General features: G+C 39.5%; 22 protein-coding genes. 2 read left to right on the top strand and 20 right to left on the bottom strand.

Annotation, left to right across the window (positions count from 1 at the left end; translation table 11 throughout):
* Positions 1-38 precede the first annotated feature (38 nt).
* The 15 genes from GWI97_RS15760 to trmJ form a co-directional block, all read right to left on the bottom strand.
* Positions 39-1,220: a bifunctional tRNA (adenosine(37)-C2)-methyltransferase TrmG/ribosomal RNA large subunit methyltransferase RlmN gene (locus GWI97_RS15760; RefSeq protein ID WP_036935419.1), complete on the bottom strand. Its 1,182-nt coding sequence runs from the start codon at positions 1,218-1,220 to the stop codon at positions 39-41.
* A gap of 156 nt (positions 1,221-1,376) precedes the next feature.
* Positions 1,377-1,802 carry a nucleoside-diphosphate kinase gene (gene ndk / locus GWI97_RS15765; protein ID WP_036935417.1) on the bottom strand — a complete coding sequence of 142 codons (426 nt, stop codon included), beginning with the start codon at positions 1,800-1,802 and terminating at the stop codon, positions 1,377-1,379.
* A 346-nt stretch (positions 1,803-2,148) separates the two neighbouring features.
* On the bottom strand, positions 2,149-4,470 hold the full coding sequence (gene pbpC, locus GWI97_RS15770; RefSeq protein ID WP_036935415.1) for a peptidoglycan glycosyltransferase PbpC: 2,322 nt from the start codon (positions 4,468-4,470) through the stop codon (positions 2,149-2,151).
* 48 nt (positions 4,471-4,518) lie between these two features.
* Complete coding sequence (locus GWI97_RS15775; RefSeq protein ID WP_087803282.1) at positions 4,519-9,612, bottom strand: alpha-2-macroglobulin family protein; 5,094 nt, start codon at positions 9,610-9,612, stop codon at positions 4,519-4,521.
* 293 nt (positions 9,613-9,905) lie between these two features.
* The gene (locus GWI97_RS15780; protein ID WP_036935410.1) at positions 9,906-10,331 is read right to left on the bottom strand and encodes an enhanced serine sensitivity protein SseB C-terminal domain-containing protein; all 426 of its coding nucleotides are present in this window, start codon (positions 10,329-10,331) and stop codon (positions 9,906-9,908) included.
* Positions 10,332-10,358: 27 nt separating this feature from the next.
* A complete protein-coding gene (gene pepB / locus GWI97_RS15785; protein ID WP_036935407.1) occupies positions 10,359-11,654 on the bottom strand; it encodes an aminopeptidase PepB in 1,296 nt (431 codons plus the stop codon).
* Positions 11,655-11,934: 280 nt separating this feature from the next.
* On the bottom strand, positions 11,935-12,129 hold the full coding sequence (gene iscX, locus GWI97_RS15790) for a Fe-S cluster assembly protein IscX (RefSeq protein WP_036935405.1): 195 nt from the start codon (positions 12,127-12,129) through the stop codon (positions 11,935-11,937).
* Positions 12,130-12,144: 15 nt separating this feature from the next.
* Positions 12,145-12,480 carry an ISC system 2Fe-2S type ferredoxin gene (gene fdx / locus GWI97_RS15795; RefSeq protein ID WP_006533442.1) on the bottom strand — a complete coding sequence of 112 codons (336 nt, stop codon included), beginning with the start codon at positions 12,478-12,480 and terminating at the stop codon, positions 12,145-12,147.
* A gap of 2 nt (positions 12,481-12,482) precedes the next feature.
* Positions 12,483-14,333 carry a Fe-S protein assembly chaperone HscA gene (hscA, locus tag GWI97_RS15800; RefSeq protein WP_036935402.1) on the bottom strand — a complete coding sequence of 617 codons (1,851 nt, stop codon included), beginning with the start codon at positions 14,331-14,333 and terminating at the stop codon, positions 12,483-12,485.
* A gap of 11 nt (positions 14,334-14,344) precedes the next feature.
* Entirely contained in the window at positions 14,345-14,866 is a 522-nt protein-coding gene (gene hscB, locus GWI97_RS15805; RefSeq protein WP_036935399.1) for a co-chaperone HscB, read from the bottom strand.
* A gap of 48 nt (positions 14,867-14,914) precedes the next feature.
* Positions 14,915-15,238 (bottom strand): iron-sulfur cluster assembly protein IscA, encoded by a 324-nt coding sequence (gene iscA, locus GWI97_RS15810; RefSeq protein ID WP_036935396.1) that lies wholly within the window; start codon positions 15,236-15,238, stop codon positions 14,915-14,917.
* Between the two features lie 89 nt (positions 15,239-15,327).
* Positions 15,328-15,714: a Fe-S cluster assembly scaffold IscU gene (gene iscU / locus GWI97_RS15815; RefSeq protein ID WP_036935393.1), complete on the bottom strand. Its 387-nt coding sequence runs from the start codon at positions 15,712-15,714 to the stop codon at positions 15,328-15,330.
* A gap of 24 nt (positions 15,715-15,738) precedes the next feature.
* A complete protein-coding gene (locus GWI97_RS15820) occupies positions 15,739-16,953 on the bottom strand; it encodes an IscS subfamily cysteine desulfurase (RefSeq protein ID WP_036935390.1) in 1,215 nt (404 codons plus the stop codon).
* Between the two features lie 68 nt (positions 16,954-17,021).
* The gene (gene iscR, locus GWI97_RS15825; protein WP_006533450.1) at positions 17,022-17,516 is read right to left on the bottom strand and encodes a Fe-S cluster assembly transcriptional regulator IscR; all 495 of its coding nucleotides are present in this window, start codon (positions 17,514-17,516) and stop codon (positions 17,022-17,024) included.
* 131 nt (positions 17,517-17,647) lie between these two features.
* Positions 17,648-18,376 carry a tRNA (cytosine(32)/uridine(32)-2'-O)-methyltransferase TrmJ gene (gene trmJ, locus GWI97_RS15830; RefSeq protein WP_036935388.1) on the bottom strand — a complete coding sequence of 243 codons (729 nt, stop codon included), beginning with the start codon at positions 18,374-18,376 and terminating at the stop codon, positions 17,648-17,650.
* A gap of 124 nt (positions 18,377-18,500) precedes the next feature.
* On the opposite strand from trmJ, the gene suhB reads away from it, so the two are divergent.
* Entirely contained in the window at positions 18,501-19,304 is an 804-nt protein-coding gene (gene suhB, locus GWI97_RS15835; protein ID WP_023581619.1) for an inositol-1-monophosphatase, read from the top strand.
* Between the two features lie 256 nt (positions 19,305-19,560).
* Here the strand turns inward: suhB and GWI97_RS15840 are convergent, their stop codons facing one another.
* Both GWI97_RS15840 and glyA read right to left on the bottom strand, forming a co-directional pair.
* Positions 19,561-20,715, bottom strand: a complete 1,155-nt coding sequence (locus GWI97_RS15840) for a 3-phenylpropionate MFS transporter (RefSeq protein ID WP_036935384.1) — start codon at positions 20,713-20,715, stop codon at positions 19,561-19,563.
* A 92-nt stretch (positions 20,716-20,807) separates the two neighbouring features.
* The gene (gene glyA / locus GWI97_RS15845; RefSeq protein ID WP_036935382.1) at positions 20,808-22,061 is read right to left on the bottom strand and encodes a serine hydroxymethyltransferase; all 1,254 of its coding nucleotides are present in this window, start codon (positions 22,059-22,061) and stop codon (positions 20,808-20,810) included.
* 366 nt (positions 22,062-22,427) lie between these two features.
* Here glyA and hmpA point away from each other — a divergent pair, with 366 nt between their 5' ends.
* The gene (gene hmpA, locus GWI97_RS15850; RefSeq protein ID WP_087803280.1) at positions 22,428-23,624 is read left to right on the top strand and encodes an NO-inducible flavohemoprotein; all 1,197 of its coding nucleotides are present in this window, start codon (positions 22,428-22,430) and stop codon (positions 23,622-23,624) included.
* A gap of 109 nt (positions 23,625-23,733) precedes the next feature.
* On the opposite strand, the gene GWI97_RS15855 is transcribed toward hmpA, so the two are convergent.
* The 3 genes from GWI97_RS15855 to GWI97_RS15865 all read right to left on the bottom strand — a co-directional run bounded on the left by GWI97_RS15855 (position 23,734) and on the right by GWI97_RS15865 (position 26,621).
* Positions 23,734-24,381 carry a hypothetical protein gene (locus tag GWI97_RS15855; RefSeq protein WP_036935377.1) on the bottom strand — a complete coding sequence of 216 codons (648 nt, stop codon included), beginning with the start codon at positions 24,379-24,381 and terminating at the stop codon, positions 23,734-23,736.
* 269 nt (positions 24,382-24,650) lie between these two features.
* On the bottom strand, positions 24,651-24,989 hold the full coding sequence (gene glnB, locus GWI97_RS15860; RefSeq protein ID WP_036935374.1) for a nitrogen regulatory protein P-II: 339 nt from the start codon (positions 24,987-24,989) through the stop codon (positions 24,651-24,653).
* 15 nt (positions 24,990-25,004) lie between these two features.
* Entirely contained in the window at positions 25,005-26,621 is a 1,617-nt protein-coding gene (locus GWI97_RS15865; protein WP_036935372.1) for an NAD+ synthase, read from the bottom strand.
* Positions 26,622-26,677 lie beyond the last annotated feature (56 nt).

Raw genomic sequence — 26,677 nt, forward strand, 5'->3', positions numbered from 1 at the left:
TGTAATACACTTCACAAAGAAAGAGATCTCCAACTGTATCAGACTGCTTTTACTGAAATTAGTTCACCTTGCTGGCGTTTTTTCAGCGTGCGTTTTGTGCGATCAATAACATCACCCGCTAATTGCCCACACGCAGCATCAATATCATCACCACGTGTTTTACGCACAATCGTTGTAAAGCCATATTCCATTAATACTTTAGAAAAACGGTCAATGCGACTATTAGAACTACGCCCATATGGCGCTCCTGGGAACGGGTTCCAAGGAATTAAGTTAATTTTGCACGGCGTGTCTTTTAAAAGATCGGCTAATTGATGAGCTTGTTCTGTACTGTCATTAATATGATCAAGCATGACATACTCAATAGTAACACGCCCTTGGTTCGCATTTGATTTGGCAATATAGCGACGAACACCTTCAAGAAACATTTCAATATTATATTTCTTATTAATTGGAACGATTTCATCACGAATGTCATCCGTTGGCGCATGTAATGAAATAGCTAAAGCAACATCAACGGCATCACCTAATTTATCTAATGCAGGTACAACGCCAGATGTAGATACGGTGACTCGGCGTTTAGATAAACCAAAACCAAAATCATCCATCATGATTTCAAGCGCTGGAATAACATTATTTAAATTTAGTAATGGCTCTCCCATTCCCATCATAACAACGTTAGTAATAGGACGACGCCCTGTCTCTTTTAATGAGCCAATAATTTTAGCTGCACGCCAAACTTGCCCTATAATTTCAGACACTTTTAGATTACGGTTAAAGCCTTGCTGTGCAGTTGAACAGAATTTACACTCTAAAGCGCACCCTACTTGTGAGGAAACACATAACGTTGCACGATCATCTTCTGGGATATACACCGTTTCTACTTGTTGATCGCCAACCTTAATTGCCCATTTAATCGTGCCATCTGTTGAACGTTGTTCTTCAGACACTTCAGGTGCTTTAATTTCAGCAATTTCTTTTAATTTATTGCGTAACACCTTGTTGATGTCTGTCATTTGATCAAAATCGTCATAACAGTAGTGGTACATCCACTTCATAATTTGGTCAGCACGGAAAGGTTTTTCGCCCATAGAGACAAAAAGCTCACGCATCTGTTTACGATTTAAATCTAACAGATTAATTTTAGTTTTTTGATTCACAATATTTTCTTTAGAAACAGCGACCGAAGCGCTTGGCGCTGGAGTGATAGATTGGGTCATGACATTGCCTCGTTGTTACACTATGCGGCCTGCATTAGCATTGATGCTAATGGGATACTTATATATTTGTATAATTAAACAATAATAAAAAACGCCCTATTAATAATCAAACAGGGCGTCGCATTGTACTGTTTTTCGCGTAGAGATGCTAATAAATTAGCGCGCGCAAATTTCGTTTTCAGTGAAGAAGTAGGCAATTTCGCGAGCCGCAGACGCTTCCGAATCAGAACCGTGTACCGCGTTTTCAGTAAAGCTATCAGCGTAGTCAGCACGTAATGTGCCTGCTAATGCGTTATCTGGGTTAGTTGCGCCCATCAGATCACGATGACGTTGGATCGCGTTTTCGCCTTCTAATACTTGAACCATAATTGGACCAGAAGTCATAAATTCAACTAAACCATCAAAGAAAGGACGGCCTTTGTGCTCTTCATAAAAGCCTTCAGCTTGTTCACGTGTTAAATGCAACATTTTAGCTGCAATGATGCGAAAACCAGCACTTTCAAAGCGATGATAGATAGCGCCAATAACATTTTTTTTCACTGCATTTGGTTTAATAATAGAAAAAGTGCGCTGAATAGCCATGTCTTACCTCTAAATTATTTTATTAATGATAACTTTTGTTATCTCTTTTATCGCAGATCATGGAAAAACGAATCAAAAACCGCATTCCCTGCAAAAAATAAGGGCTCGATTATAGGAGGATCAAAATGAATTGCACAGATTGAATCACCTTTTTTTTTAAGAAACTGTGGCAAAAAAGTTATAAATTATCGATCTAATCACATTTTTAATGTTTTCCATGTTCAAACTAAAAAGTAAGAATAAAAAAGAACCATAATGAAACACTATTAATCATCCTTTTATCTTTATTAACAAAGCGTCTTTTAATTAAAAATCACTCTGTTCTCGTTTATCTCATCCTTTCAGTTTAACGGAATATAAAATTAACCATATTCGTTTGACCACTTAGATCAAGCACCGATAATTGATATTTACCGCGTTTCTCTAATAAATAAGAGAACGTTTCACCGTTTTCCGTCTTCCCTACTTGTTCTCCATTCAAAAACCACCATTGCATACCTCTTCCTCCTTGGGTTGAAACTGTTATCTCTAGATTAGTTTCACCAGGTAATGGCTTTAGTAAATCACCGGCACGAATACCTGAAATAAACAGAGGAATGATGTCTTCTTTAATAGGCGGACAAGTTTGAGAAATCGGAGGTAACCGTTTTGCTCTACGCTCTTTTTCAGGTAACCATGCTTCTAATGCTATCGGCCATAATGCAATATCTTTTAGCTCTGCATTAGGGCAATTAGGCCCTGTTCGTTTTCCTTCATTATCTAACCAAATTTTTTCGTTGATCCCCAAAAGGCCTTCTTGATTGTCATTTAATAAAGTAGGCGGAATTGTGTTATCTAAGATCCAACTTCGACGGCTGACTCTACAGTTACTATCTTCTTTAGGTAATGCCTTACCCGTTGGCCAACAGATCGTCGCTGCTGTCACACTATTAGGTCGTAAATCTATTGGTGGTCTCTGTTTATTTTGATAAAAATAGCCTGTGAGTAAGTTATTGACCTGATTCATAATAGGTACCGCTGTCGCAAAACCAAATTGTCCAGCAACAGGTGTTCCATCGGGTCTACCTACCCAAACTCCAATGGTGTAACGCGCATTCACACCAATAGACCATGCATCACGATAGCCATAACTGGTACCTGTTTTCCAAGCCAAAGGCACAACAGGCGAAATTGCACTATCTGGACGAGGTCTGGCTTCTCCCGCTAAGATACGCCTTGTGATCCACGCAGAGCCCGGCGACATTAACACCCTATTTTCAATTATCTGTTCTGGCTTAAAACGCAAAGGTGCTGTTTTTCCTTGCCTTGCGAGCGCACTAAAGGCGGAGACAAGTTCATCCATTCGTGTTGCTGTTCCACCTAAAATTAGAGCTAAATTTGGCTCTGAACCATAAGGGAAACGCATTTCAAGATGGTTATGACGCAGTTTTGCTGCAAACTTCTTTGCACCATATACTTCTATTAGTTGTACCGCAGGTAGATTCAAAGAGCGACTTAATGCTTCACTGGCACTAACAGCTCCATTAAACCCGGAGTCAAAATTACCAGGACGATAATTCTCAAACTGGCGAGGAACATCTTGTAAGAGTGACTCTGCATGAATAAGCCCCTCATCTAATGCCAATGCATAAATAAATGGCTTTAATGTTGAACCCGGTGAACGCCATGCGCTGATCATATCAACATGGCCAAAACGCGAATTATCATTGAAATCCGCAGAACCAACATATCCTTTAACGCTCATATCAGTATGATCAACAACTAAAATAGCTAAAGATGTTTTATCTGCTAGCTGATATTTCCATTGATTGGCAATATCTTCGAGTTGTCGTTGAATATTAATATCAATCGTTGTTGTAATTACGGGATCTCGCTTTTCGTTATACATACGACGAGCAAGCAATGGTGCCAATTGTGGCGTTTGTCTTGGTGCTAATAAGACTTGTTCTTCCTTAATTTCATCCACTTTTTCTTGTGGCCATATCTGATATTCTGCCAACCTATCTAGCACTTTATCACGAGCAGCTTGAGCCCGTTCAGGATATCTATCAGGTCGCAAGCGACTTGGTGCTTGCGGTAATACAGCCATTAATGTTGCTTCACCCGCGGACAAATCAGCGGGCGATTTACCTAAATAAGCCCAACTTGCCGCACCAATACCTTCTAACGTACCGCCAAAAGGTGCTTTATTAAGATAAATCTCCAGAATTTCATCTTTTGAGTAATACCATTCTAATTGCAAGGTACGCCAAAGCTGTTTAATTTTCCCCCCTAAAGTTCGAGAATGAGGATCAATAAGGCGTGCTACTTGCATTGATAATGTACTTCCCCCTGACACAATTCTTCCTGAACTTAAGTCTTGCCATGCTGCGCGTAATATAGCCATTGGATTAACGCCAGGATGTTGATAAAACCAGCGATCTTCATAGGTAATGAGGGCTTCTAAATATTCAGGAGAAACATCTGCAAGTTTGACGTGATAACGCCACACGCCCTCTTTGTCAGCAAAGCGCCAAAGAGGGGTGCCATCTTGCGCCGTGACAATCGTTGCGATTTGAGGTTCAGGATCAGGGAGAGGCCAAATTTTGTCTGCGATCCAGGCCAAAATAGGCGTTACAAACAGAAAAATAATGATAACAGCAATGAGCCGTTTATATCCTAGTTTCATTCAATCACTCAAAGGAAAAAGCCCCTTCCGAAGAAAGGGCTACAAGATTTAAGGAACAATATCAATCTTGGCTTCTGTTGAACCTATTGCTCGCCAGTAAGGCACATACATTGATTCAACTTGTGGAGGTGGTACTTGATAGCTCCCTGGTGTAACTGCTCTTGCTAAATAAAGTAAGGTTGTCGGGCGATATCTATCTACAGAAACCGCAGCAACAAACCGATCATCACGATACTCAAGGTGCTTAATATTTGCTTGCCCCATATCGTCGATAAACTCCTGCAAGTCAGCCGCACTATCACTTAAACTTGCACTGCTTGATGCTAAATTTTGGTTTTCAATTTCCAGACCAGCTGGTAATAAATCAACAACTAAAGCATCAGGCACATCTCTATTTGCTGAAACTTCCAGTTTCACTACCAGCATTTCACCACTTTGTAAGCGATTTGGATGAACACGATTTCCTTTCAAGTCGTAATAACTACGATGAACATTTAACACGTTACTATAAGGTGCAGGAGCCACTTTCGGATAGCCTACGATATTCATACGAGAATAAATTGCAGCACCACCACGGTTGTTTAGCTCCAACCCTTCTTGTAATTGCGTTGATGTTAATGTTTCATTCACCGCACGATCGCTACTGATTGCAGGGACTTGGCGATTTACAGCGACTTCCCAAGGTTGCTCAGACATATTAATAAAGAAGCGACCCGCAAGATATAAAGAGTTGCTTTCTTGTGTTGAGAACCATTCACGACTCGTTAAGTTATCTGATAACGTAATCACACTTGCATCACGAGATTGTGTTTCAAGATTATTTTCACTTAATAAAGCAATAATTAACGCTTGGTCACGAATAACACTACCGTAATCACCTAACCCATAATTATATTTACGAGTAGTCGTAACACCTTCTGCAATTAAACCTTCTGCACGACTGTTATCACCCATCAGTTTTAATGCAATGCCTAATTGAACTAACGCCAGGCCACTACCAGCATCATTTCGCTCAAGGTAAAGGCGACGTAATTCACCTAAAGGTGCTTTTTGCTGATTCGCTAATACCAGTGCTGCGTATGCTCTAGCAGAGAAACGGGCAGCATCTTGGTTAACCGCATATTCATAGTTAACTAAGCTTTTATCTTGTAAATAACGTAATAAGCGATCATTGGCACGTTTTAATGGATCCGCTGGAACAGCATAACCTTGTTGTGAAGCGCGGAATAAAAAGTCAGTGGCATAGGCGGTTAACCAATACTCTTCACGTCCATCTTGGCTCCATAAAGAGAATCCTCCCTCTGCTTTTTGCATTGTCAGCAGGTGGGCAATACCTTTTTCAATCGCTACTTTTCTATCTGCATCTGTTTGCGTTTTAATTCCTAATTGCTTTAACTCTTTTTCTGTTGAATATAAAGAAGGATAAAGCCCACTGACGGTTTGTTCTAAGCAACCATAAGGGTAAGCAAACAACTCTCTTACATAACGTGCAATCTGTAATGGAGGACGGCTTGTCAGTAATAATTCACCTTCAAGCGTTGAGTGATTAAAACGATTTAAAACGTCTGTTGGCAAACGCCACGTCTCACCATCTTGTAACGTACTTGCATAATGGAGTGTTTCTGCCGGATAAGCAGGACGAACACCTATATTCCATGTGTTGTGATAAGGCTTAATTTGTTCACCTGGTACTTTAATACCATAAATAGACAGTGAGAATTCACCTTGACCAAAGCCATGTTTGGCTTTTACTGGAATTTGAATTTGAGTACGTTCACCTTTTGTCAGCGATACCGTTTTACTTTCTGCACCTCCTAATCCCACCAGACCAGACGCGGTGTAATTTAACGTAATAGATTGTGCATCATCGGTAAGATTGGTTAGATCTAAAGACAACAGTGCATTATCACCACCCGCCATAAATCGAGGCAATGAAAGTTGGGTCACTAAAGGAGCCGCTATAACCACTTTGCCTTCTTGGCTACCAAATTTATCAGCTGTCCAAGCTTGGGCCATTAAACGCACTTCGCCATTAAATTCAGGAATAGGTAAGGAAACTTCCCCCTCACCTTGGGCATTTAATTTTATAGGTGCTGTTTGTTGGGCAATGATTTGCACATCTGTTAACGGTTTTTTACCACCACGAGATAACGCAGCTGCTTCACCACCATCACCACCAAAACGTAGATTTGCTAAACGACCTTGCCCTTCAATTAATTGCCCATAAACATCATATTGATCGATGCTGTAACGTTTACGACCAAAGAAGGCATCGTAAGGATCAGGCGTTTTATATTCTGTGATATTTAATACACCCGTATCCACTGCAGAAACTAACACATTAATATTTTCAGGTAATGGCTGACCTGCAACAGGATCCGCTTTAATGCGGATTTTTAAATCTTGGTTAGGGCGAATTTTTTCAGGTGCATCAAGTGAAATATCAATACGACGGTTTTTATCCTGTAATGGTAAATGCAAAATACCAACAGCACGTTTTACAGTCGCTTGTTTTGACGTATCACCTGGCCTTACGACCACAGATGTTAGATAGAGATCGTGTCTTGCCCATTCTTTGTTAATAGGCACTTCAACATCAAGCCCTTTTTCTGGTACATCAATTTCTTGCCACCATAAAGGCCCATTACTCGACTCTAGTAAGACATAACCTTTACCTGGATGAGGCGCTACAATGTTTAACTTCACTTTCTCGCCCGGTAAATAACCTTCTTTATCCAGTTTAAGTTTAACTTGGTCAGGTCTTACCGCACCTGTTCCACCGGTGTTATCCATCCAAGAATAACCCGCCCAGAACCGTAAACTACTGACTAATTCTGTTTTAGGATCGACCACTTCAATACGGTAAGAACCCCATTCAACAGGAAAGGCCACTTTTGCTGTGCCGTCTTTCGCTATTTTGATGGTTTGTTCATCCATTTGCAGATCTTTTTCGTTATAACCAGATTCCCAGCCATTCGAACTAGACCAACGCCAATAATAATCATGGCGCTCATAGATAAACTTCACTTTAAGATCGTTAGCGGGTAGCTTTTTACCATCTTGATCTGTATAGACAATTTCAAATTCAGCCATTGAGTTTTCATCAACACTGTAACCTGATTTATATTTGTCCGTACGATAGTCATAAACTTCTTTTTTAGGGAAGACTGGACGAATACCCGCAAGATGAGTAGCAGGCCAAACAGCTTGCTGATAACGGCGAGTCACAGGGCGCCCACCCGCTTCAAGCAAGCTTGCTTGTAGAATAATATTGATTGGTGATTTCAACTCAGCATAGCGTTCACTATCAACGCTTAACTCACCTTCACCATCAGAGTCTAAATTAAGTTCAAACTCATCCAGTAAACGGCTAAAGTTTTCATCTTTTACAGAACCAAATTCATAGCCAGGCAATTGACTCACGGCTTCACGAGTGCTTTTTAAGAAAACTTGCCCTTGTAAGCGATTATCCGCGGCCGGTGCGCCATAAAGATAGCGACCTTTGATATCAAAATAAGCGTCATTACCGCTTAATAAAATGCCTTTTTTACCGGTGATTTCTAATGCCATTCGCTCTGGCATAAAGTCTTCTACCTGAAACTCATAGAAACGAGGTGTACCATCACCAATATCAAAACGTAAAGTACGCGTACCCGTATTTTCATCAGTAGGAATAGTTAACTTTAATTGGTAAAGCCCATTTTCAGGTTGCCATACAAAACTACGTGAAACTTGGCCATCCGTTTTGAGTAAGTCAACTTTAACAGGCTGTTCTTTAATTGGATTACCATCGCCATCACGCAGTAATGCATTAACAATTAAGGTTTCACCGGGACGATAGAGATCACGAGGGCCAAAGGCAAAAAATTGTTTGCTATAACCTTGAGGACCACCTATATCAAACTCAGAAAGATCAAGTGCAGGTTTACGCAAATCAATCATACTCGTTTGACCATCACGAATAGCCATTAATAAACGAGCTTTATCACTTTTATCAAGTGTCGCATGTCCTTGACTATCGGTTTGAGCTTTAGAAATAAGCCCACCTTTTTCATCCAACAGCCGAATTTCTACTTTATCTAATGCAACACCATTTTTAAGTGATTGGGTAAAAATATCTATTGTATCAAGATAGCTGTGCATCGACAGTCCGATATCACTAAAAGTGAATACCGTAGCAGGAACCGTATAAGAGTATTTACCCGCTTGTTGCATTACAGCAATATAGGCACCTTCTTTTTTCAGAGCATCTATTGATTTTAGTGGTAATAATACATTTTCACGGGTGTTTCTTTCTGTATTTAGCTCGAAACGGCCGGTATAAATCAAATCAGCTTGAGATAAAAATTCATCTGATTCCCAATAGTTAATATTGGAACGGCTTTCCCATTGCGTTAAGAATTGAGCCAATTGCTCGTCTTTTACACGGAAAAAGTTAACATCCACTTGATCTACATTTAAGGCAATAATAGGTAAGCCTTCAGCCGCATCAAACGGTAATAACGATCCTTTACTGGTAAATCCAACCGAAGGAAAAATTTCTTCTGTGGTCAACTTCTGACTAAAAGGCGTCGTTAATGTACGCTCATTAATACCTTTGATTTTTTCATCAATGGTTAAATTTAATTCTGTAGACGGTGGTAAATGACGGAAACGCAATTCCATCAGGTTATCCGATAACTCCCACGCACCTTCTAATTTTCCTTTTTTGGTATCAACAAGATGAATGACGTTATCAAACTTTTGGTCTGGATCAAGTGGTACAGAGAAAGTCACCACCATGGTACTCGCGCCATCACGTTGCAATTCTGATGCATCTAATACAGTGACATCTTTTCCTGCAAAACGCATAGCCAACTCATCACGAACTTCTTTGCTTTTTAATGCAGTTTCATTATTCGTTTTTGTTGTAACTGCTGATTTTTCGCTAGTTTGAGTGGCGGTGTCGGGTGTTTTTTGAGCTGAATTTTGTTGCTCAGTTGTTTGTGTGTTTTGCGCTTTGTCTGTTGATGATGCGCTTTCATCAGCTTTGTCATCACAACCAGTCAGTGCCAACACAGACGCCAATACAACAGCAAGCGAGCACCAACGATAGCCCCTCTTTTCTGTATATTGTCTAAATTGGTTTTGATTCATATCCATTTCCTTTAAATTCAACCCCTGAATAATCCGATGTTTATACAGGCTGGGCAGAGATAATATAGATTTTTCTTTGTTCTAATAAGATAAAAAATAACAATATTGGCTATATTTTATCGAATATGACGAAATTCTTTACAGTGAAAAGTACCTCTATTTTCACATTAAAAATAAAGTTACAATAAAACAATGTGTTATGTGAAAATGCAAACAATTTGCTAATCTAGTCAATTTTCTATTATAGGATAAAAAAAAGCGATATCTCATGAGATATCGCCTAAATATAGGAAGGTCGATTAGGTATTTAAATTAACGATTGGAATTCCCTTTCTTAGGAAGCCACCTAATTTGCGTTGATAAAAAGGTGATACGTGATGGATCATAAAATGACTCACCCCTTTTTCCTCTTTATTTACAAAACAAAAATCAAGAGATTGACCTTCTTCTAGATATTCAAAAGTAGCGCCTGCAGCTTGTGGGAGTATCTGCGCAATGACGTCTTCTTCTCCAGTTATCTCTAACCCAATAAGATAAAACGATTCTTCATTATCTTGCTCCTGAGCATTAACAATAAAAGCTCGGCGAATAGGTTTATGTTCACCAAAAAATTCGCTTAATGCCATTGTCAGTTTTTCAGGCTGTGGCTCTAGTATACTTAATGTTAGAGAAGAACCTTCAACAGAAACAATTTCTTGTGTCTCAAATTGTTCAGATACACCCATTACGAACTCCAAATCCAATAACGTTTATTATTTTGCTTTTGCTAATAACAGATTTGCGATAGAACGCACACCATAACCTGTCGCACCTGCTGCCCATTGTTCGACAGAAGATTTTCTGTAAGTTGCTGAACAATCGATATGTACCCAACCTTTTTTATAGTCAGTGACAAAGTGCGATAAGAAAGCGGCGGCTGTACTTGCTCCCGCAGTATGCGAAGGTGCGGCAATATTATTCAGATCAGCAAAACTTGAAGGCAATTGGCTACGGTGAAAATCAGCTAATGGTAAACGCCAGAATAATTCATTTTCTTGTTCAGCACTTGCCAATAATTCATTCGCTAATTGGTCATCGAAACTTAATACTGAATGATAGTCATTACCCACAGCGACTTTAGCTGCACCTGTTAATGTTGCAGCATCAATAATCAATTCTGGTGCAATATTGCTTGCATCAATTAAGCCATCCGCTAATACTAAACGGCCTTCCGCATCCGTATTCATAATTTCAACTGATTTACCATTACGGTAACGAATAATATCACCTAATTTAAAGGCATTACCACTGACCATGTTATCTGCAATACACAGCAACAATTTCACGCGTTTATTCAAACCACGAGTAATCGCTAATGCTAAAGCGCCCGCTAACGTTGCAGCTCCCCCCATATCGGCTTTCATTGAATTCATTGATGATGAAGGTTTGATGCTATAACCACCAGAGTCAAAAGTAATACCTTTACCGACTAAACAAGCAAATACAGGAGCATCGCTATCTTTGGTTGGGTTAAAATCTAATGCTAAATAGACAGGATCACGAGAAGAGCCACGGCCTACAGTATAAATACCAGCATAGTTTTGTTCGCGCAGATCTGCGCCTTTAGTGATCTTATAGCTGATATCGTCTTTATCCAGACCACAGAAAAGATCCACCGTACGTTGTGCCAGTTGCTCTGGGCCTAATTCTTCAGCTGGTGTATTAATCGTGTCTCTAACCCAATCAACGATACGAATACGTGATTCTAATTCGTGTTTATCCGCTTCGCTCAATTGTGGCCATTCGATAGAACGGGCGCCTTTAGGTGCTCTAAAGCCTAACCAAAAAGCCCAGCTACGCTCTATATCCCAACCTTCGCCAACAAGAGCAACATTACGAATACCTTGGCTATCAACTTTACGTCCACCACGCTGAATAGCGCCTAAACGGTTTTCTTCCGTTAAATGGATTGTCATGCCTGTTTCGCTAGTGCTAATTAGTGCTTTTTCTCCCCAACATGCTGCTGCAGGTTCATTTGACAGCATGATAGGCATAATTTGTTTATTCATTTATTATCTCACTTATTATTACTGGTGGCAGTTAACCTATTCAGACTACCAGATATTTATCGTTTAGCGTGATCAATTTACTGCAAAAACCAAGAGGTCACTATTCCCCCTCAGTGTTCTTCTACATTTACATGATATTCCTCGAAGAAGATCTCACAATAAAATATCTGAACTTCCCTCTTTATGGTTATTTTTAAATCACTGACAACGTAAAAGGTGAAAGTTCATAATGCAAAAAGACCGGCAATAAGCCAGTCTTTTCAATTTACAATGTCATCATTTATTCAAATTCATCAAGCCAAACAAGCAAAATAGCTTCAAGAATTTTTTCATTTGATTTTTGTGGATCGTCATCAAAACCGTCTAAATCACAGATCCACTGATGCATATCAGTAAAGCGTACCGTTTTAGGATCGGTGTCAGGGTAAAGATCATATAATGCTTCCCCTATTTCACGCGTATCACTCCATTTCATACTTGGCTCCTAAAATTAGTGCTCTCTTGCATGGTTAATCGAATATTTAGGGATCTCAACGACTAAATCTTCGTCAGTCACTTTAGCTTGGCAACTTAAACGACTTTCTGGCTCTAAACCCCATGCTTTATCTAGCATATCGTCTTCAAGCTCTGAGCTCTCTTCTAGTGAATCAAAACCTTCACGTACCACACAGTGGCAAGTTGTACATGCACAAGACATTTCACAAGCATGCTCGATTTCAATACCATTGCGTAATGCAACATCAAGAATTGACTCACCTTCTGTTGCGTCAACAACAGCACCTTCAGGGCACAGTGTGCTATGGGGTAAAAATACAATTTTAGGCATAGTTATATCTCGTCCACAGAATGACCTGCCAACGCTTGACGAATAGAGGAATCCATTCGACGCGCTGCAAAATCCTGAGTTTGCTTATCCAGTAGTTTAATCGCGTTTTCAATGGCAACAGGATCTGTCCCTTCAACGCTCTCTATTAAGGTATCTACAACTTTGTCGATAGCGATTTTCTCATCTTCATTTAACAGATGAGCATCTTCTTCTAATGCTGCGGTTAAACTTTCTAACACACGCGCTGCTTCGACTTTTTGCTCGGCTAGACGACGAGCTTGTAAATCTTCTTGGGCATTTTCCATCGAAGATTGGATCATCTTAGCGATGTCAGTATCACTAAGACCATAAGAGGGTTTGACTTGTACTGAGGCTTCAACACCCGTTGATTTTTCCATAGCACTGACACTCAATAAGCCATCAGCATCAACTTGGAATGTCACACGAATATGAGCACCACCCGCCGCCATCGGTGGAATACCACGTAATGTAAAACGAGCTAGAGAACGACAATCGCTAACCAATTCACGCTCACCTTGAACAACATGAACACTCATAGCTGTTTGGCCATCTTTAAATGTTGTAAATTCTTGTGCTCTAGCAACAGGAATGGTGGTATTGCGAGGAATAACCTTCTCAACTAATCCGCCCATCGTTTCAAGGCCAAGAGAAAGCGGAATAACATCCAGCAACAACATTTCACTATCAGGTTTATTACCCACCAAAATGTCAGCTTGGATGGAAGCACCTATGGCAACCACTTTATCTGGATCGATAGAGGTTAAAGGTTCACGTTTAAAATAATCACCCACCATTTGGCGAACTAATGGCACACGCGTCGAACCACCAACCATAACCACTTCGAGGATCTCATCTATTTCAACACCGGCATCTTTTAATGCGCGACGAACAGATAAAAGAGTACGTTTTACTAAAGATTGAATTAATGACTCAAACTCTGCACGAGTAATTTCACCTTTCCAACCATTAATACTGATATCAGCAACATCACTATTACTTAATGCAATTTTAGTTTCTGATGCAACATCAAGCAATTGACGTTGTAATACAGCATCTTTTTGATGGCCAAAACCTGCGCGTTCTCTTATCCAATCCGCCAGCATCGTATCAAAATCATCGCCACCTAAAGCGGTATCACCACCGGTTGCCAAAACTTCAAAAACACCTTTAGTTAAACGTAAAACAGAAATATCAAAAGTCCCACCACCTAAGTCATAAACAACAATGGTGCCCTCTTTTCCTGAATCTAAACCATAAGCGATAGCCGCTGCTGTTGGTTCGTTTAATAAACGTAAAACATGCAACCCCGCACGACGAGCCGCTTCTTTTGTACCTTGGCGTTGAGCATCATCAAAATACGCAGGTACTGTGACCACAACACCATCAAGCTCACCACCTAATGATTGTGTTGCACGATCTGCCAATGCTTTTAAGATGTCAGCAGAGACTTGGATTGGATCGACAATGCCCGCCACTGTTTTAATTAACGGTAATCCATTGTCATTTTCATGAAAATGATAAGGAAGATTTGGATAACGGCTTGTCACATCACTTAGTGAGCGACCCACCATTCTTTTAATTGAACTTATCGTGTTAGCAGGATCTTTTTCTGCTTCTTTTTTAGCATTCCAACCAACGTTGATATTATCAACTTGATACTGCACAACAGATGGCAATAAATAGCGACCTTCGTTGTCTGAAAGCGCTTCGGCTTGCCCACTACGTACAGTGGCAACTAATGAGTGTGTCGTTCCTAAATCAATACCTGCTGCAAGTCTGCGCTGATGCGGTGCAGGCGTTTGACCTGGTTCACTAATTTGTAATAATGACATAACAGTTTCCCTTAAAAACCATCAAACAAGCGTTCTTCAAGTTGCTCTACTTGCTCTTTTAATTTTGCGAGAAAACGTAATTTTCTCACATTATCAGCAGCAATATCCCAAGTTTGGCTATCTAGCGTTTTGACCATTTCGTCATAGCGTACTGTGTACATTTTTTCTAAACGCATAGAAAAATCAGCTAACAAACTTTCGGCATCAGCACTGTGCTCAATGTTATCCAGCTCTTCGCGTAATGAGAGTTGCTCCATTAAAAATGCAGTATCGTGCATTGTTTGTTGCTCATTGGCAATATCGATACCGTGTAATGAGAGTATGTATTCAGCTCTAGAGAGTGGATTTTTTAAGGTTTGATAAGCCTGATTGATAGTTGAAGCAAACGAGATAGCTTGAACCTGCTCTTTATCAGATTTACCCGCAAAACGGTCTGGATGATACTGACGTTGCATATCTTGATAACGTGTAACAAGTTGCTGTTTATCAATATCAAAACAATTAGGCATGCCTAATAGTGTGAAATAGTCCATACATCTACTCTTGGATTAATTAACGTTAATACCGTGTTTTAACATAAATTACACGGTGAAGCTTTCACCACAACCACACTCATTTGATACATTGGGGTTGTTAAATTTAAAGCCTTCGTTTAATCCTTCTTTGACGAAATCAAGCTCAGTTCCATCTAAATAGACCATGCTTTTACCATCAATGATAACTTTCACACCTTTGTCTTCAAAAACAGTATCTTCGTCATTGATGACATCAGCAAATTCAAGAACATAAGCCATTCCAGAACAACCGGATGTTCTTACGCCTAAACGCAAACCTTCACCTTTACCACGATTAGACAGGAAAGAGCGAACACGATTAGCGGCGGATTCTGTAAGGGAAATTGACATGGCACACCTCACTCATAAAGAACGAAAGCGGATACTGAAAAAAAGCTTCAGCATCCGCCAATATTTTATTTTTTTATTATAAAAGACAATTACTTGCCTTGGCGTTTGCTTTTATAGTCTGCAATCGCTGCTTTTATTGCATCTTCTGCAAGAATTGAACAGTGAATTTTCACGGGTGGCAATTCTAACTCTTCGGCAATGGCGGTATTCTTGATGGATTCGGCTTCATCTAGTGTTTTGCCTTTCATCCATTCTGTCACCAATGAACTTGATGCAATCGCTGAACCACAACCATAAGTTTTAAAACGTGCATCTTCAATTACACCGTTATCATCAACTTTGATTTGTAATTTCATGACGTCACCACAAGCGGGTGCACCTACCATACCACTTCCTACAGAAGGGTCGTTGTTATCAAATGAGCCCACGTTACGAGGGTTTTCATAATGATCAATTACTTTATCGCTATAAGCCATGATTTAACTCCTGAAAACGTCTGATTAATGGTGAGACCATTCGATACTGTTGATATCAACACCTTGTTTATGCATATCCCAAAGTGGCGAAAGATCACGTAGGCGACCGATAGCACTGTGGATTTGTTTAATTGCATAATCTATTTCTTCTTCTGTGGTGAAACGCCCCAGAGAGAAGCGAATAGAACTGTGTGCAAGTTCATCAGTTAACCCTAAAGCACGCAGTACATAAGAAGGTTCTAAACTTGCTGAAGTACAGGCTGAACCTGAAGAAACAGCAAGATCTTTCAGTGCCATCATTAATGATTCACCTTCAACATAGTTGAAACTTACATTAAGAATATTTGGCGCAGTGTGTTCTAAAGAACCGTTGATATAAACTTCTTCAATATCTTTAATGCCATTCCACAAACGCAAACGTAATTCGTTTAAACGTTTAGTTTCATCAGCCATTTCTTCTTTCAAAATACGGTAAGCTTCGCCCATACCCACAATTTGGTGAACAGCTAATGTACCTGAACGCATACCACGCTCATGCCCGCCACCATGCATTTGTGCTTCTAAACGAATGCGAGGTTTACGACGAACATAAAGCGCACCAATTCCCATAGGGCCGTAAACTTTATGCGCAGAAAGAGAAAGTAAATCAACTTTTAACTTAGAAAGATCAATAGGTAGTTTACCAACGCTTTGTGTTGCATCTACGTGGTAAATAATTCCTTTGCTACGGCATAATTCACCGATAGCAGCAATATCTTGAACAACACCAATTTCGTTGTTTACATGCATGATAGAAACTAAAATTGTATCTTCACGCATCGCGTCTTCAAGTTCTTTAAGGTCTATCAGACCATCACTTTTTGGTGCTAAATAAGTGACTTCAAAACCTTCACGCTCAAGTTGGCGACAAGTATCTAAAATCGCTTTATGTTCAGTTTTTGAAGTGATGATGTGCTTACCTTTTTTCTGGTAAAAGTTAGCAACACCTTTTAGTGCAAGATTGTCAGCTTCAGTTGCACCTGATGTGAATACAATTTCACGAGGATCAGCACCGATTAAATCAGCAATCTGATTACGTGCGATATCAATAGCTTCTTCTGCTTGCCAACCAAAACGGTGTGAACGAGAGGCTGGGTTACCAAAAATGCCATCAATAGTTAGGCATTGCATCATTTTTTCAGCAACTCGTGGATCAACAGGAGTGGTTGCCGAATAGTCTAGATAAATGGGTAATTTCATTGCTCACTAACTCCAAAGACGACGGATCTTCTTTAATAATTTTGTTTTTGCCTACCTAGAGATCGCCGTTAAACTCGCATATTAACAATGGTTTCTTGTAAACGACCATTGATAGCATGGCGTTTTTCATTGTCTTGACGATCGGCGACATCCATAACCTCTTCGTTATTCACTAACTCTTCAAGGCTGATACTGCTTAGGAAACTGGTTATACGATCACTTAAATCACGCCACAAAGTATGAGTCAGGCAACGATCGCCACCTTGACAACCTTCTTTGTTACCCTGACAACGGGTAGCATCGACAGATTCATCAACCGCAGAAATAACTTGAGCAACAAAAATTTGCCCAGCATCACGGCCTAATAAATAGCCACCACCAGGACCACGAACACTTGCGACTAATTCATTTTTACGCAAACGCGAGAAAAGCTGCTCAAGATAAGAAAGGGAAATCCCTTGACGCTCTGAAATATCAGCGAGGGGGACAGGACCTTGCTGTGAATGCAATGCAACATCAAGCATTGCAGTAACTGCGTAACGCCCTTTTGATGTCAGTCTCATAACAAATACTCCGTGGTGAACAATAATCAAATTGTGTCATTCCCGAGTAATTTAGTCAACTATTTATCCGAGTGTTTTAGTCAAGTATTATACTCAGACAAACGTTGACTTAAGTTAATCAACTTTGCCCTCTATTTCTTAGCCCATTTCTCAACTGATGTTAGAATACCACGTAAGATATGAAGCTCTTGTGTTTCTGGACGTGCACGCGTAAATAGACGGCGTAAACGGCTCATCACTTGCCCTGGATGTTTAGGGCGAATAAAGCCAGACTCATTAAGTACCTGCTCTAGGTGAACATAAAAACGTTCAATATCCTCTGCGGGTGGATAATCAATCTCTGATAGGTTATTTTCCTCTTGTTTTTCTTCTTGAGCAAGTGCTGCCATTCGAATTTCATAACAAACAAGCTGAACAGCCATCGCTAAATTTAAAGAGCCATATTCTGGATTAGTCGGAACATACAGATGAAAATCACATTTTTGTAATTCTTCATTAGTTAACCCCGTACGTTCACGACCAAAAATTACTGCAACGGGTTTATTTTGAGCTTCCATAACACAGCGTTCACCACATTCACGTGGTGCAAGCATTGGCCAAGAAAGTGTACGGCTACGGGCACTTGTTCCTATGACTAAACCACAGCCTTCAATCGCTTCATCGATACTATTAACAATATGTGCATTGCCAATAACATCACTTGCACCTGCTGATAGGGCAATAGAATGTGAATCTGGTTTTTCTTTTGGATTAACAAAATAAAGATTAGTTAATCCCATAGTTTTCATAGCTCGAGCTGTGGAGCCCATATTGCCTGTATGCGAGGTTTCTACAAGGATGATGCGAATATTTTCTAACATTGATTTCTTGTTAATTGCTTTGTGATCCATCTATTTTATCACAATTGTAGCCAGAAACACGAATGCCTGTTATACTCTCGCACGTTTTTTATCCCCGTTCTTTAACATCTTGTGGAAGATAACCATGCATCCGATGCTGAATATTGCCATACGTGCCGCACGTAAGGCTGGTAATTTAATCGCCAAAAATTACGAAAATCCTGAATCTGTAGAAACTAATCAGAAAGGTACCAATGATTTTGTCACTAATGTTGACCGTGACGCAGAACAAGCAATCATTGAAATCATCCGTAAATCTTATCCAAAACACACCATTATTACGGAAGAAAGTGGCGAGTTACTCGGTGAAGATCACGACATACAATGGGTTATTGATCCACTTGATGGCACGACTAACTTCATTAAACGTCTTCCACACTTCTCTGTTTCTATCGCTGTACGCATTAAAGGCCGTACTGAAGTGGCTGTTGTTTATGATCCTATGCGCAATGAATTATTCTCAGCCGTTCGTGGTCAAGGCGCTCAATTAAATGGTTATCGTCTACGTGGCTCTAATGCTCGTGATTTAGATGGTGCTGTTCTTGCAACTGGTTTCCCATTCAAAAGTAAACAACATTCAGCTGCTTATATGAACATGTTAGGTAAACTGTTTGTTCCTTGTGCTGATTTCCGTCGTACAGGTTCAGCAGCTTTAGATTTAGCTTATGTTGCCGCTGGCCGTGTTGATGGTTTTTTTGAGATTGGCTTAAAACCTTGGGATTTCTTAGGCGGTGAGTTAATTGCTCGTGAAGCAGGTGCTATCGTTTCTGACTTTACTGGTAACCACGGCTACCTACAAACAGGTAATATTGTTGCTGGTAACCCACGTGTCGTTAGAGCATTATTAGCTGAAATTCGTAGCGAATTAACAGATGCGTTAAAACGTTAATTTGTCGGTAAAAATAACGATAAAAACATAAAGAAAAAGGCCATTACAGTAAAATGTAATGGCCTTTTTTCTTACCTATTTATTCGCTTCTCATTATATTAATAGCTCACTCACTGACAATCTGCTGATGTCTAGTGCTATTTTGTCCAATAATGGTGATGTCATTTCTTGCTTATCAATAAATAGAAAAACTTTTCGGATTATCACAACCTCTAGTATTTGCCTAATAACCACATGAGTTCGAATAATAGAGGAATTAGGTATTTTGAGGCTGTACTTTGGGTCTGATCAACATCGCAGGGATCGTTAGAGCTGCCATTAACCAGAAAATTAATGATTCTTGATTTGGGAGTTTTTCATATAGCCAACCCGATATAATCGTCATAATGGCAATACTGCCGCCCATTGCTAAAGCGGAATATACAGCTTGCAGACGAATAATTTCGTGTTCTTGGCGGGCGCTAATAAAACGCATTGCAGCTAAATGGCATACTGTAAACGTACCACTATGTAAGATTTGAACGACAATAAGTGCGGGTAATGCGGTAAAACTTCCCATTAATCCCCAACGTAAAAGCCCTGCAAAAGCAGAAAGTAGCAGTAAATCCCTTGCACTCCACCGGCGGAATAAACGGTGACTGAGCATAAAAACGATAACTTCAGATACCACACCTAATGACCAAAGATAACCAATTGTTGCAGTGTCGTACCCTGCCTTTTCCCAATAAAGCGCGCTAAAGCCATAATAGGCGGCATGCGCCCCTTGCAGTAGAGAAACACATAACAAAAAGCGCCAAACAGGCCCATCAGAAATGAGTTTCATAAAAGACACATTACTGTGTTTTGCTTTTTTCACCTTACCTTGAGGCATGACTTTAGGGCGAAGCATCGATGTAAGAAATAATGCAAGGGTACTAGCAATCAATCCATAAAGAATGATGGGATGCCCAAAAGCGTCAATTAAGATCCCCAACAATGATGAGCTAATAATAAAAGCAATTGAGCCCCAAACGCGGATTTTTCCATAATCAAAGGGGAATTGTTTTTGCCAAGTACCAGCCAGAGAGTCTCCTAAAGGCACCATAGGTGAAAAGAATACGTTAAACCCAGTCATCACAAAGAATAACCATGCCCAATGGTTGCCCATCATAAATGCAACAGTAAAGAGTAATGAGAGGAAGGCGAATAATCGTAATGCGGTGATAAGTTTTGATGGATCTTTTACCGCGGGCGTTAAAATTAGGCTACCGACAAAACGTGCAGTTAAACCTACACCTAATAACAGACCTATCATTGCAGGATCGACACCTTCTCCTTTTAACCATATTGACCAAAATGGTAAAAAGATACCGTATGAGAAGAAATACGTAAAATAATCTAAGGCAAGCCACAATGTTGATGGAATAACCATCCAATCCCCCATTTTTAAGATGCAAAAAAACCCGCCAAGAACAAGTTCTCGAAGCGGGCTTGTACAACGGGTTTTATTATATCGTTACAAACTTATGCGTAAACTGGAAATTTAGCGCAGATATCCAAGACTTTTTGTTTCACTTTCTCAATGTTCGCTTCATCATTGATATTATCAAGGACATCACACATCCAACCGGCTAATTCACGAGCTTCCGCTTCTTTAAAACCACGACGTGTAATTGCTGGAGAACCGATACGAACACCTGAAGTCACAAATGGGCTACGTGGATCATTGGGTACACTGTTTTTGTTAACAGTGATGTTTGCACGACCGAGCGCCGCATCTGCATCTTTACCTGTAATATCTTTATCGACTAAGTCTAATAAAAATAGGTGGTTTTCAGTTCCGCCAGACACTACTTTATAACCGCGTTCTAAGAAAACGTCTACCATTGCTTTCGCGTTTTTAGCAACTTGTTGCTGATAAACTTTAAATTCTGGTTCCATCGCTTCTTTTAATGCAACCGCTTTACCTGCAATAACGTGCATTAAAGGCCCGCCTTGAGAGCCTGGGAACACCGCTGAGTTCAGTTTTTTATAGAACTCTTCATCGCCACCTTTAGCAAGGATCAGACCACCACGTGGTCCAGCTAATGTTTTATGCGTTGTTGTAGTAACAACGTGAGCATGAGGAACTGGGTTAGGATAAACACCCGCAGCAATCATACCCGCAACGTGTGCCATATCAACAAACAGATAAGCACCAATGCTATCTGCGATTTCACGCATCTTAGCCCAATCAACCAAACCAGAATAAGCAGAGAATCCACCAATGATCATTTTTGGTTGATGTTTTTTAGCTTGGACCGCGATATCGTCGTAATCAATTTTACCTGATTCATCAATACCATAAGGTACGATGTTATATAGTTTACCAGAGAAGTTAACTGGTGAACCATGAGTTAAGTGACCGCCTTGTGCTAAATTCATACCTAATACAGTATCACCCGGTTTTAACAATGCCATGTAAACAGCCGCATTCGCTTGTGAACCGGAGTGAGGTTGTACGTTAGCATAGTCAGCACCAAATAATGCTTTTGCACGATCGATTGCCAGTTGCTCTACAACATCCACATACTCACAACCACCGTAGTAACGTTTACCCGGATAGCCTTCAGCATATTTATTTGTCAGCTGAGATCCCTGCGCCTGCATAACACGAGGACTAGTATAGTTTTCAGAAGCAATAAGTTCGATGTGCTCTTCTTGACGAGTCACTTCACCTTCCATTGCATTCCATAATTCTGGATCGTAATCAGCAATATTCATTTCACGTTTTAACATTCAGATCTCCTGACTCAGCTAACTTCACTAAAGACAAACTCCCATACGGGAGAAAGAATGGCATACAGTGTAAACTCTTTTTCTTCATTGAGATAGCCCCTAATGAAAAAATACGCAATCGTTTGCCATTCAATTATAACAGCATCTTATTACTTTTTAACAACCTCATTTTATCCTGTGCTTATTTCCCTTTTTGAGGCACATCTCGCCTTATTTTGCAAACACCCCGCATCATTCGCTAAGAATTGAGATTTTTTGTTAAAAAATAAAATCAGGGATTTACAAAATAATCAAAAAGAGATAAGTTGCATATAAAATACAATTTATAAAAATTCACAATAAACTGAAAATTTTTCAGGAGCAATTATGTTAGATGCACAAACTATCGCGACAATTAAATCAACTATTCCTCTTATAGCTAAAACAGGCCCAGCATTAACCGCACATTTTTATGATCGAATGTTCTCTCGTCATCCTGAATTAAAAGATATCTTCACCATGAGCCATCAAAATAGTGGTGCTCAACGTGAAGCCTTATTTAATGCGATATGTGCTTATGCAACAAATATTGAAAATTTACCTGCCATTTTACCCGCCGTTGAAAAAATCGCACAAAAACACGTCAGTTTAAATATTCTTCCTGAGCACTATCCCATCGTAGGTGAAAATTTATTAGCCACTATTGATGAAATGTTTAGCCCTGGGCAAGAAGTGTTAGACGCTTGGGGAGCCGCTTATCAAGTATTAGCTGATGTCTTTATCAATCGCGAAGAACAAATTTATCAACAAAAAGAACAAACAAGCGGTGGTTGGAGGGGGTTGCGAGCCTTTAAAGTCATACATAAAGTAAAACAGAGTGATGTCATTACTAGCTTTGAATTAGCACCTGAAGACGGCCTTGATATTACGCCTTATCAAGCAGGGCAGTATTTAAGCATTTATATCCGTGATGAGCGTCTTGAAAATCAAGAAATACGTCAATATTCATTAACTCAATCTTCAAATAATAAAACATACCGCATCGCAGTAAAACGCGAAGAGAAAGGTATTTTATCGAATTTTCTTCATGACTATGTTCAAGAAGGGGATATTTTACAAGTCGCCGCACCAGGGGGCGATTTTTATTTAGAGGTATCGCCAACAACTCCAGTCACCTTAATTTCAGCGGGTGTGGGTTTAACACCTATGTTATCAATGCTACACACACTTTCTGCCCATCAAGCCAATGTCAATTGGTTACATGCAGCTGAACACGGTGGTGTTCATGCCTTTAAAGATGAAGTTCATCGAGTCGGCAGTCAACTTCCACATTATCAGCAAGCGGTTTGGTATCGCACCCCACGACCTGAAGATCTCCAAAATAAAGAATATCAATTTGAAGGCCTAATGACATTAAAACAGGTTGAAGATTGGATAAGCATTCCGGATATGCATTTCTATTTTTGTGGACCATTACCTTTTATGCAGTCTGTTGCAAAACAACTTATTGAATTAGGTATTAATCGTGAAAAACTTCATTATGAATGTTTTGGTCCTCATGCTGTTATTATGCAAAATTTATAGTCAAAAAATAATCAAACCATTAATTAATACTAAACTTTAAAATAGAATAAATAAAAGCGCTGGTAGTGTTATATTTATCAGCGCTTTTGTTATTTATATCATGCTGTTTTTATGATCTATATTTATTTTCAATAGTCACGGGAGCGACATGTTTTTTCGCAGAAAATCCATACCAAATAACACTTATTAAACAGAGCGTATAACCAAATAATTCACAGCCCTCTTCCACCATATTTTTCACGGTACGGTTATAATCTTCACCTAATAATTTGTGCCATAATATTCCCATGCCAAAGAGACGAGAAAATAGCAAAATACATAATAAACCAGAAACTAACATTCCATGGCTAGGATGAGTAATAAAGTGAATTAACCCGTTTAAGGTTTTTTGACCTTCTCTAATTGCAATTGCAATACAGACAAATGCCACAGTTAATGCAAACCAAACCCAAGAACCATGTGCGATTTGATCAAATACACCATCTAACTCACGTATTAGGATGCATAAGAAGAAGCCCATAATAAGAGTAAATGCACCTCGCTGTTCACTATTTTTACAAGCTTTAATAAAAAAGAATAAGCTAATCATTGCGACAATAATTTCTTGGCCTAATTCAGTTACTGACGTTTCTGATATCCCATTATTCAGCACCAAAATATCAATAAAAATAAATCCTGTCGTGATCGCAAGTAGCCCTGCTGCGCATAAAAATAAAGCAAGACGCTTTAATAAATAATTAAACATTATGTTGCCCACACCTTAATGATTTTTTAATGTCGATGATAATAGCTTTACTTAAAAGTTATTGAATAACATTTTGTGCCTTAAAATTTATCAAAAATAGTAAAATAAATTGTTCGTTATCATCAATAGACTTATACAAAGCAGAAATAGCACTATGGGCAAAACATAAAAAAATTAATTATGTACAAAGAAAAGAAAAAGCCGGATGTTTTGATTAAAAAAACATCCGGCTTTTTTTATAAAATAAATAACACAAGTAGCTCGATTACACTATTTGATAACTAAATAGCTTCTTCGTCTTGCTCGCCAGTACGAATACGAATAACACGATTCACATCAAAAACAAAAATCTTACCATCCCCTATTTTACCTGTCTGTGCTGTTGCCATAATTGTATCAACACAAGTTTCAACAATTTCATCAGCAACAACGATTTCAATTTTCACTTTAGGTAAAAAATCGACCATGTATTCAGCACCGCGGTAAAGTTCAGTATGTCCTTTTTGACGACCAAAACCTTTCACTTCAGTGACAGTCATTCCCGTGATACCCACTTCACCAAGCGCTTCTCTTACATCATCTAACTTAAACGGCTTAATTATCGCTTCAATTTTTTTCATCGTATTATCCTGCTATTACCAGTTGTGGCGACCAAAACCGCTTGTTATTGGGTATCTGCGATCTCTACCAAAATTACGACTTGTAATACGAGGCCCTACAGGGGCTTGACGTCGCTTGTATTCATTAATATCGACTAACTTTATCACTTTACGGACCGTTACTTCATCAAATCCAGCGGCAACTAAATCAGAAACAGATTTATCTTGTTCAACATAACCTTCAAGAATAGCATCCAGAATGTCATAAGGCGGTAAATTATCTTGGTCAGTTTGCCCTGGTGCTAGCTCGGCTGATGGGGGTCTCTCAATCACACGCTGAGGAATAGCCGGTGAAAGTGTATTACGGTATTTAGAAAGTTCAAAAACCAGTGTTTTAGGGACATCTTTTAATACATCGAAGCCTCCCGCCATATCACCATACAATGTCGAGTACCCCACTGCTGATTCACTTTTATTACTTGTAGTAAGTACTAAGCGACGGCGTTTATTCGACATGGCCATCAAGATCACGGCACGACAGCGAGCCTGTAAGTTTTCTTCAGTGGTATCAGCCACAGTATCTTTAAACATGGGGGCCAGCTGTGCCATAAAGGCATCAAACATCGGTTCAATAGATACCGTATCGAATTCAACACCTAATAAATCTGCTTGTTCTTTGGCATCATGAATACTCATTTCAGAAGTATAACGAAATGGCATCATGACGGCTTGAACACACTCTTTTCCTAATGCGTCAACAGCAATAGCAACTGTTAAGCCAGAATCAATCCCACCAGATAACCCTAAAATGGCTCCATTAAAACCGTTTTTAGTGACATAATCACGCGTTGCAAGCACTAATGCTTGATAAACCTGCGCTAAAGGTGAAAGTTCCGGAGCAGGATCTGCCATTGGAATAATGTTTAACTCGTCGAATTCAACAATAGCAGTCTGTTCATCAAATGCAGCTAAACGATGTGTAATAGCACCCCGTTCATCAAATACTTTTGAGCAACCATCAAATACCAACTCATCCTGACCACCAATTTGGTTAAGATAGATCACTGGAAGGTGTGTTCTTTGGCAATGTTCTTTAATGAGTTGTGTACGGACATGCGGTTTTTCACGATTATAAGGAGAAGCATTAATAGATAAAACGAGATCAGCACCTGCTTGTTTTAATGCATCAATAGGTTCATTGATCCAGATATCTTCACAAATTAACAAACCTAAGTGATAGCCTTTAAACGGCACCACACAACGCTCATTTCCTTGTTGAAAATAACGCTTCTCATCAAACACACCATAATTAGGTAATTGCTGCTTGAAATAACGCGCTTGTAATTCACCTTTATAGAAAAATGAAAGTGCGTTATAAATTTTGCCGTTTTGCCACCAAGGATGTCCAACAACAATCGCTGTTTTTTTACTTGCTTGTTCTAAACGTGTAAGTTGTGTTTCACAACGCTGTTGAAAATCAGGGCGAAATAGCAGATCTTCAGGAGAGTAACCGCATAAAGCCAGCTCAGAAAACATGACCAAATCAGCATCTTCTTGCGCTTTAACGCTAGATAACATACGTTCACAGTTACCTTCAATATCGCCAACAACCCAATTGAGTTGAGCCATTGCGAGTTTTAATTTACGACTCATAAAAATTAGTCTCTCCGCTATCTTTCGCATTAAAGGAAAGCTAGTTTAAAAATATA

Origin of the sequence: Proteus sp. G2300 (assembly GCF_009915965.1) — a bacterium.
Classification (GTDB): domain Bacteria; phylum Pseudomonadota; class Gammaproteobacteria; order Enterobacterales; family Enterobacteriaceae; genus Proteus; species Proteus vulgaris.

Excerpts from the sequence above, each read along its gene's own strand:
- GWI97_RS15760 (WP_036935419.1), bottom strand. The coding sequence starts at position 1,220 with ATGACCCAATCTATCACTCCAGCGCCAAGCGCTTCGGTCGCTGTTTCT.
- ndk (WP_036935417.1), bottom strand. The coding sequence starts at position 1,802 with ATGGCTATTCAGCGCACTTTTTCTATTATTAAACCAAATGCAGTGAAA.
- pbpC (WP_036935415.1), bottom strand. The coding sequence starts at position 4,470 with ATGAAACTAGGATATAAACGGCTCATTGCTGTTATCATTATTTTTCTG.
- GWI97_RS15775 (WP_087803282.1), bottom strand. The coding sequence starts at position 9,612 with ATGGATATGAATCAAAACCAATTTAGACAATATACAGAAAAGAGGGGC.
- GWI97_RS15780 (WP_036935410.1), bottom strand. The coding sequence starts at position 10,331 with ATGGGTGTATCTGAACAATTTGAGACACAAGAAATTGTTTCTGTTGAA.
- pepB (WP_036935407.1), bottom strand. The coding sequence starts at position 11,654 with ATGAATAAACAAATTATGCCTATCATGCTGTCAAATGAACCTGCAGCA.
- iscX (WP_036935405.1), bottom strand. The coding sequence starts at position 12,129 with ATGAAATGGAGTGATACGCGTGAAATAGGGGAAGCATTATATGATCTT.
- fdx (WP_006533442.1), bottom strand. The coding sequence starts at position 12,480 with ATGCCTAAAATTGTATTTTTACCCCATAGCACACTGTGCCCTGAAGGT.
- hscA (WP_036935402.1), bottom strand. The coding sequence starts at position 14,333 with ATGTCATTATTACAAATTAGTGAACCAGGTCAAACGCCTGCACCGCAT.
- hscB (WP_036935399.1), bottom strand. The coding sequence starts at position 14,866 with ATGGACTATTTCACACTATTAGGCATGCCTAATTGTTTTGATATTGAT.
- iscA (WP_036935396.1), bottom strand. The coding sequence starts at position 15,238 with ATGTCAATTTCCCTTACAGAATCCGCCGCTAATCGTGTTCGCTCTTTC.
- iscU (WP_036935393.1), bottom strand. The coding sequence starts at position 15,714 with ATGGCTTATAGCGATAAAGTAATTGATCATTATGAAAACCCTCGTAAC.
- GWI97_RS15820 (WP_036935390.1), bottom strand. The coding sequence starts at position 16,953 with ATGAAATTACCCATTTATCTAGACTATTCGGCAACCACTCCTGTTGAT.
- iscR (WP_006533450.1), bottom strand. The coding sequence starts at position 17,516 with ATGAGACTGACATCAAAAGGGCGTTACGCAGTTACTGCAATGCTTGAT.
- trmJ (WP_036935388.1), bottom strand. The coding sequence starts at position 18,376 with ATGTTAGAAAATATTCGCATCATCCTTGTAGAAACCTCGCATACAGGC.
- suhB (WP_023581619.1), top strand. The coding sequence starts at position 18,501 with ATGCATCCGATGCTGAATATTGCCATACGTGCCGCACGTAAGGCTGGT.
- GWI97_RS15840 (WP_036935384.1), bottom strand. The coding sequence starts at position 20,715 with ATGGTTATTCCATCAACATTGTGGCTTGCCTTAGATTATTTTACGTAT.
- glyA (WP_036935382.1), bottom strand. The coding sequence starts at position 22,061 with ATGTTAAAACGTGAAATGAATATTGCTGATTACGATCCAGAATTATGG.
- hmpA (WP_087803280.1), top strand. The coding sequence starts at position 22,428 with ATGTTAGATGCACAAACTATCGCGACAATTAAATCAACTATTCCTCTT.
- glnB (WP_036935374.1), bottom strand. The coding sequence starts at position 24,989 with ATGAAAAAAATTGAAGCGATAATTAAGCCGTTTAAGTTAGATGATGTA.
- GWI97_RS15865 (WP_036935372.1), bottom strand. The coding sequence starts at position 26,621 with ATGAGTCGTAAATTAAAACTCGCAATGGCTCAACTCAATTGGGTTGTT.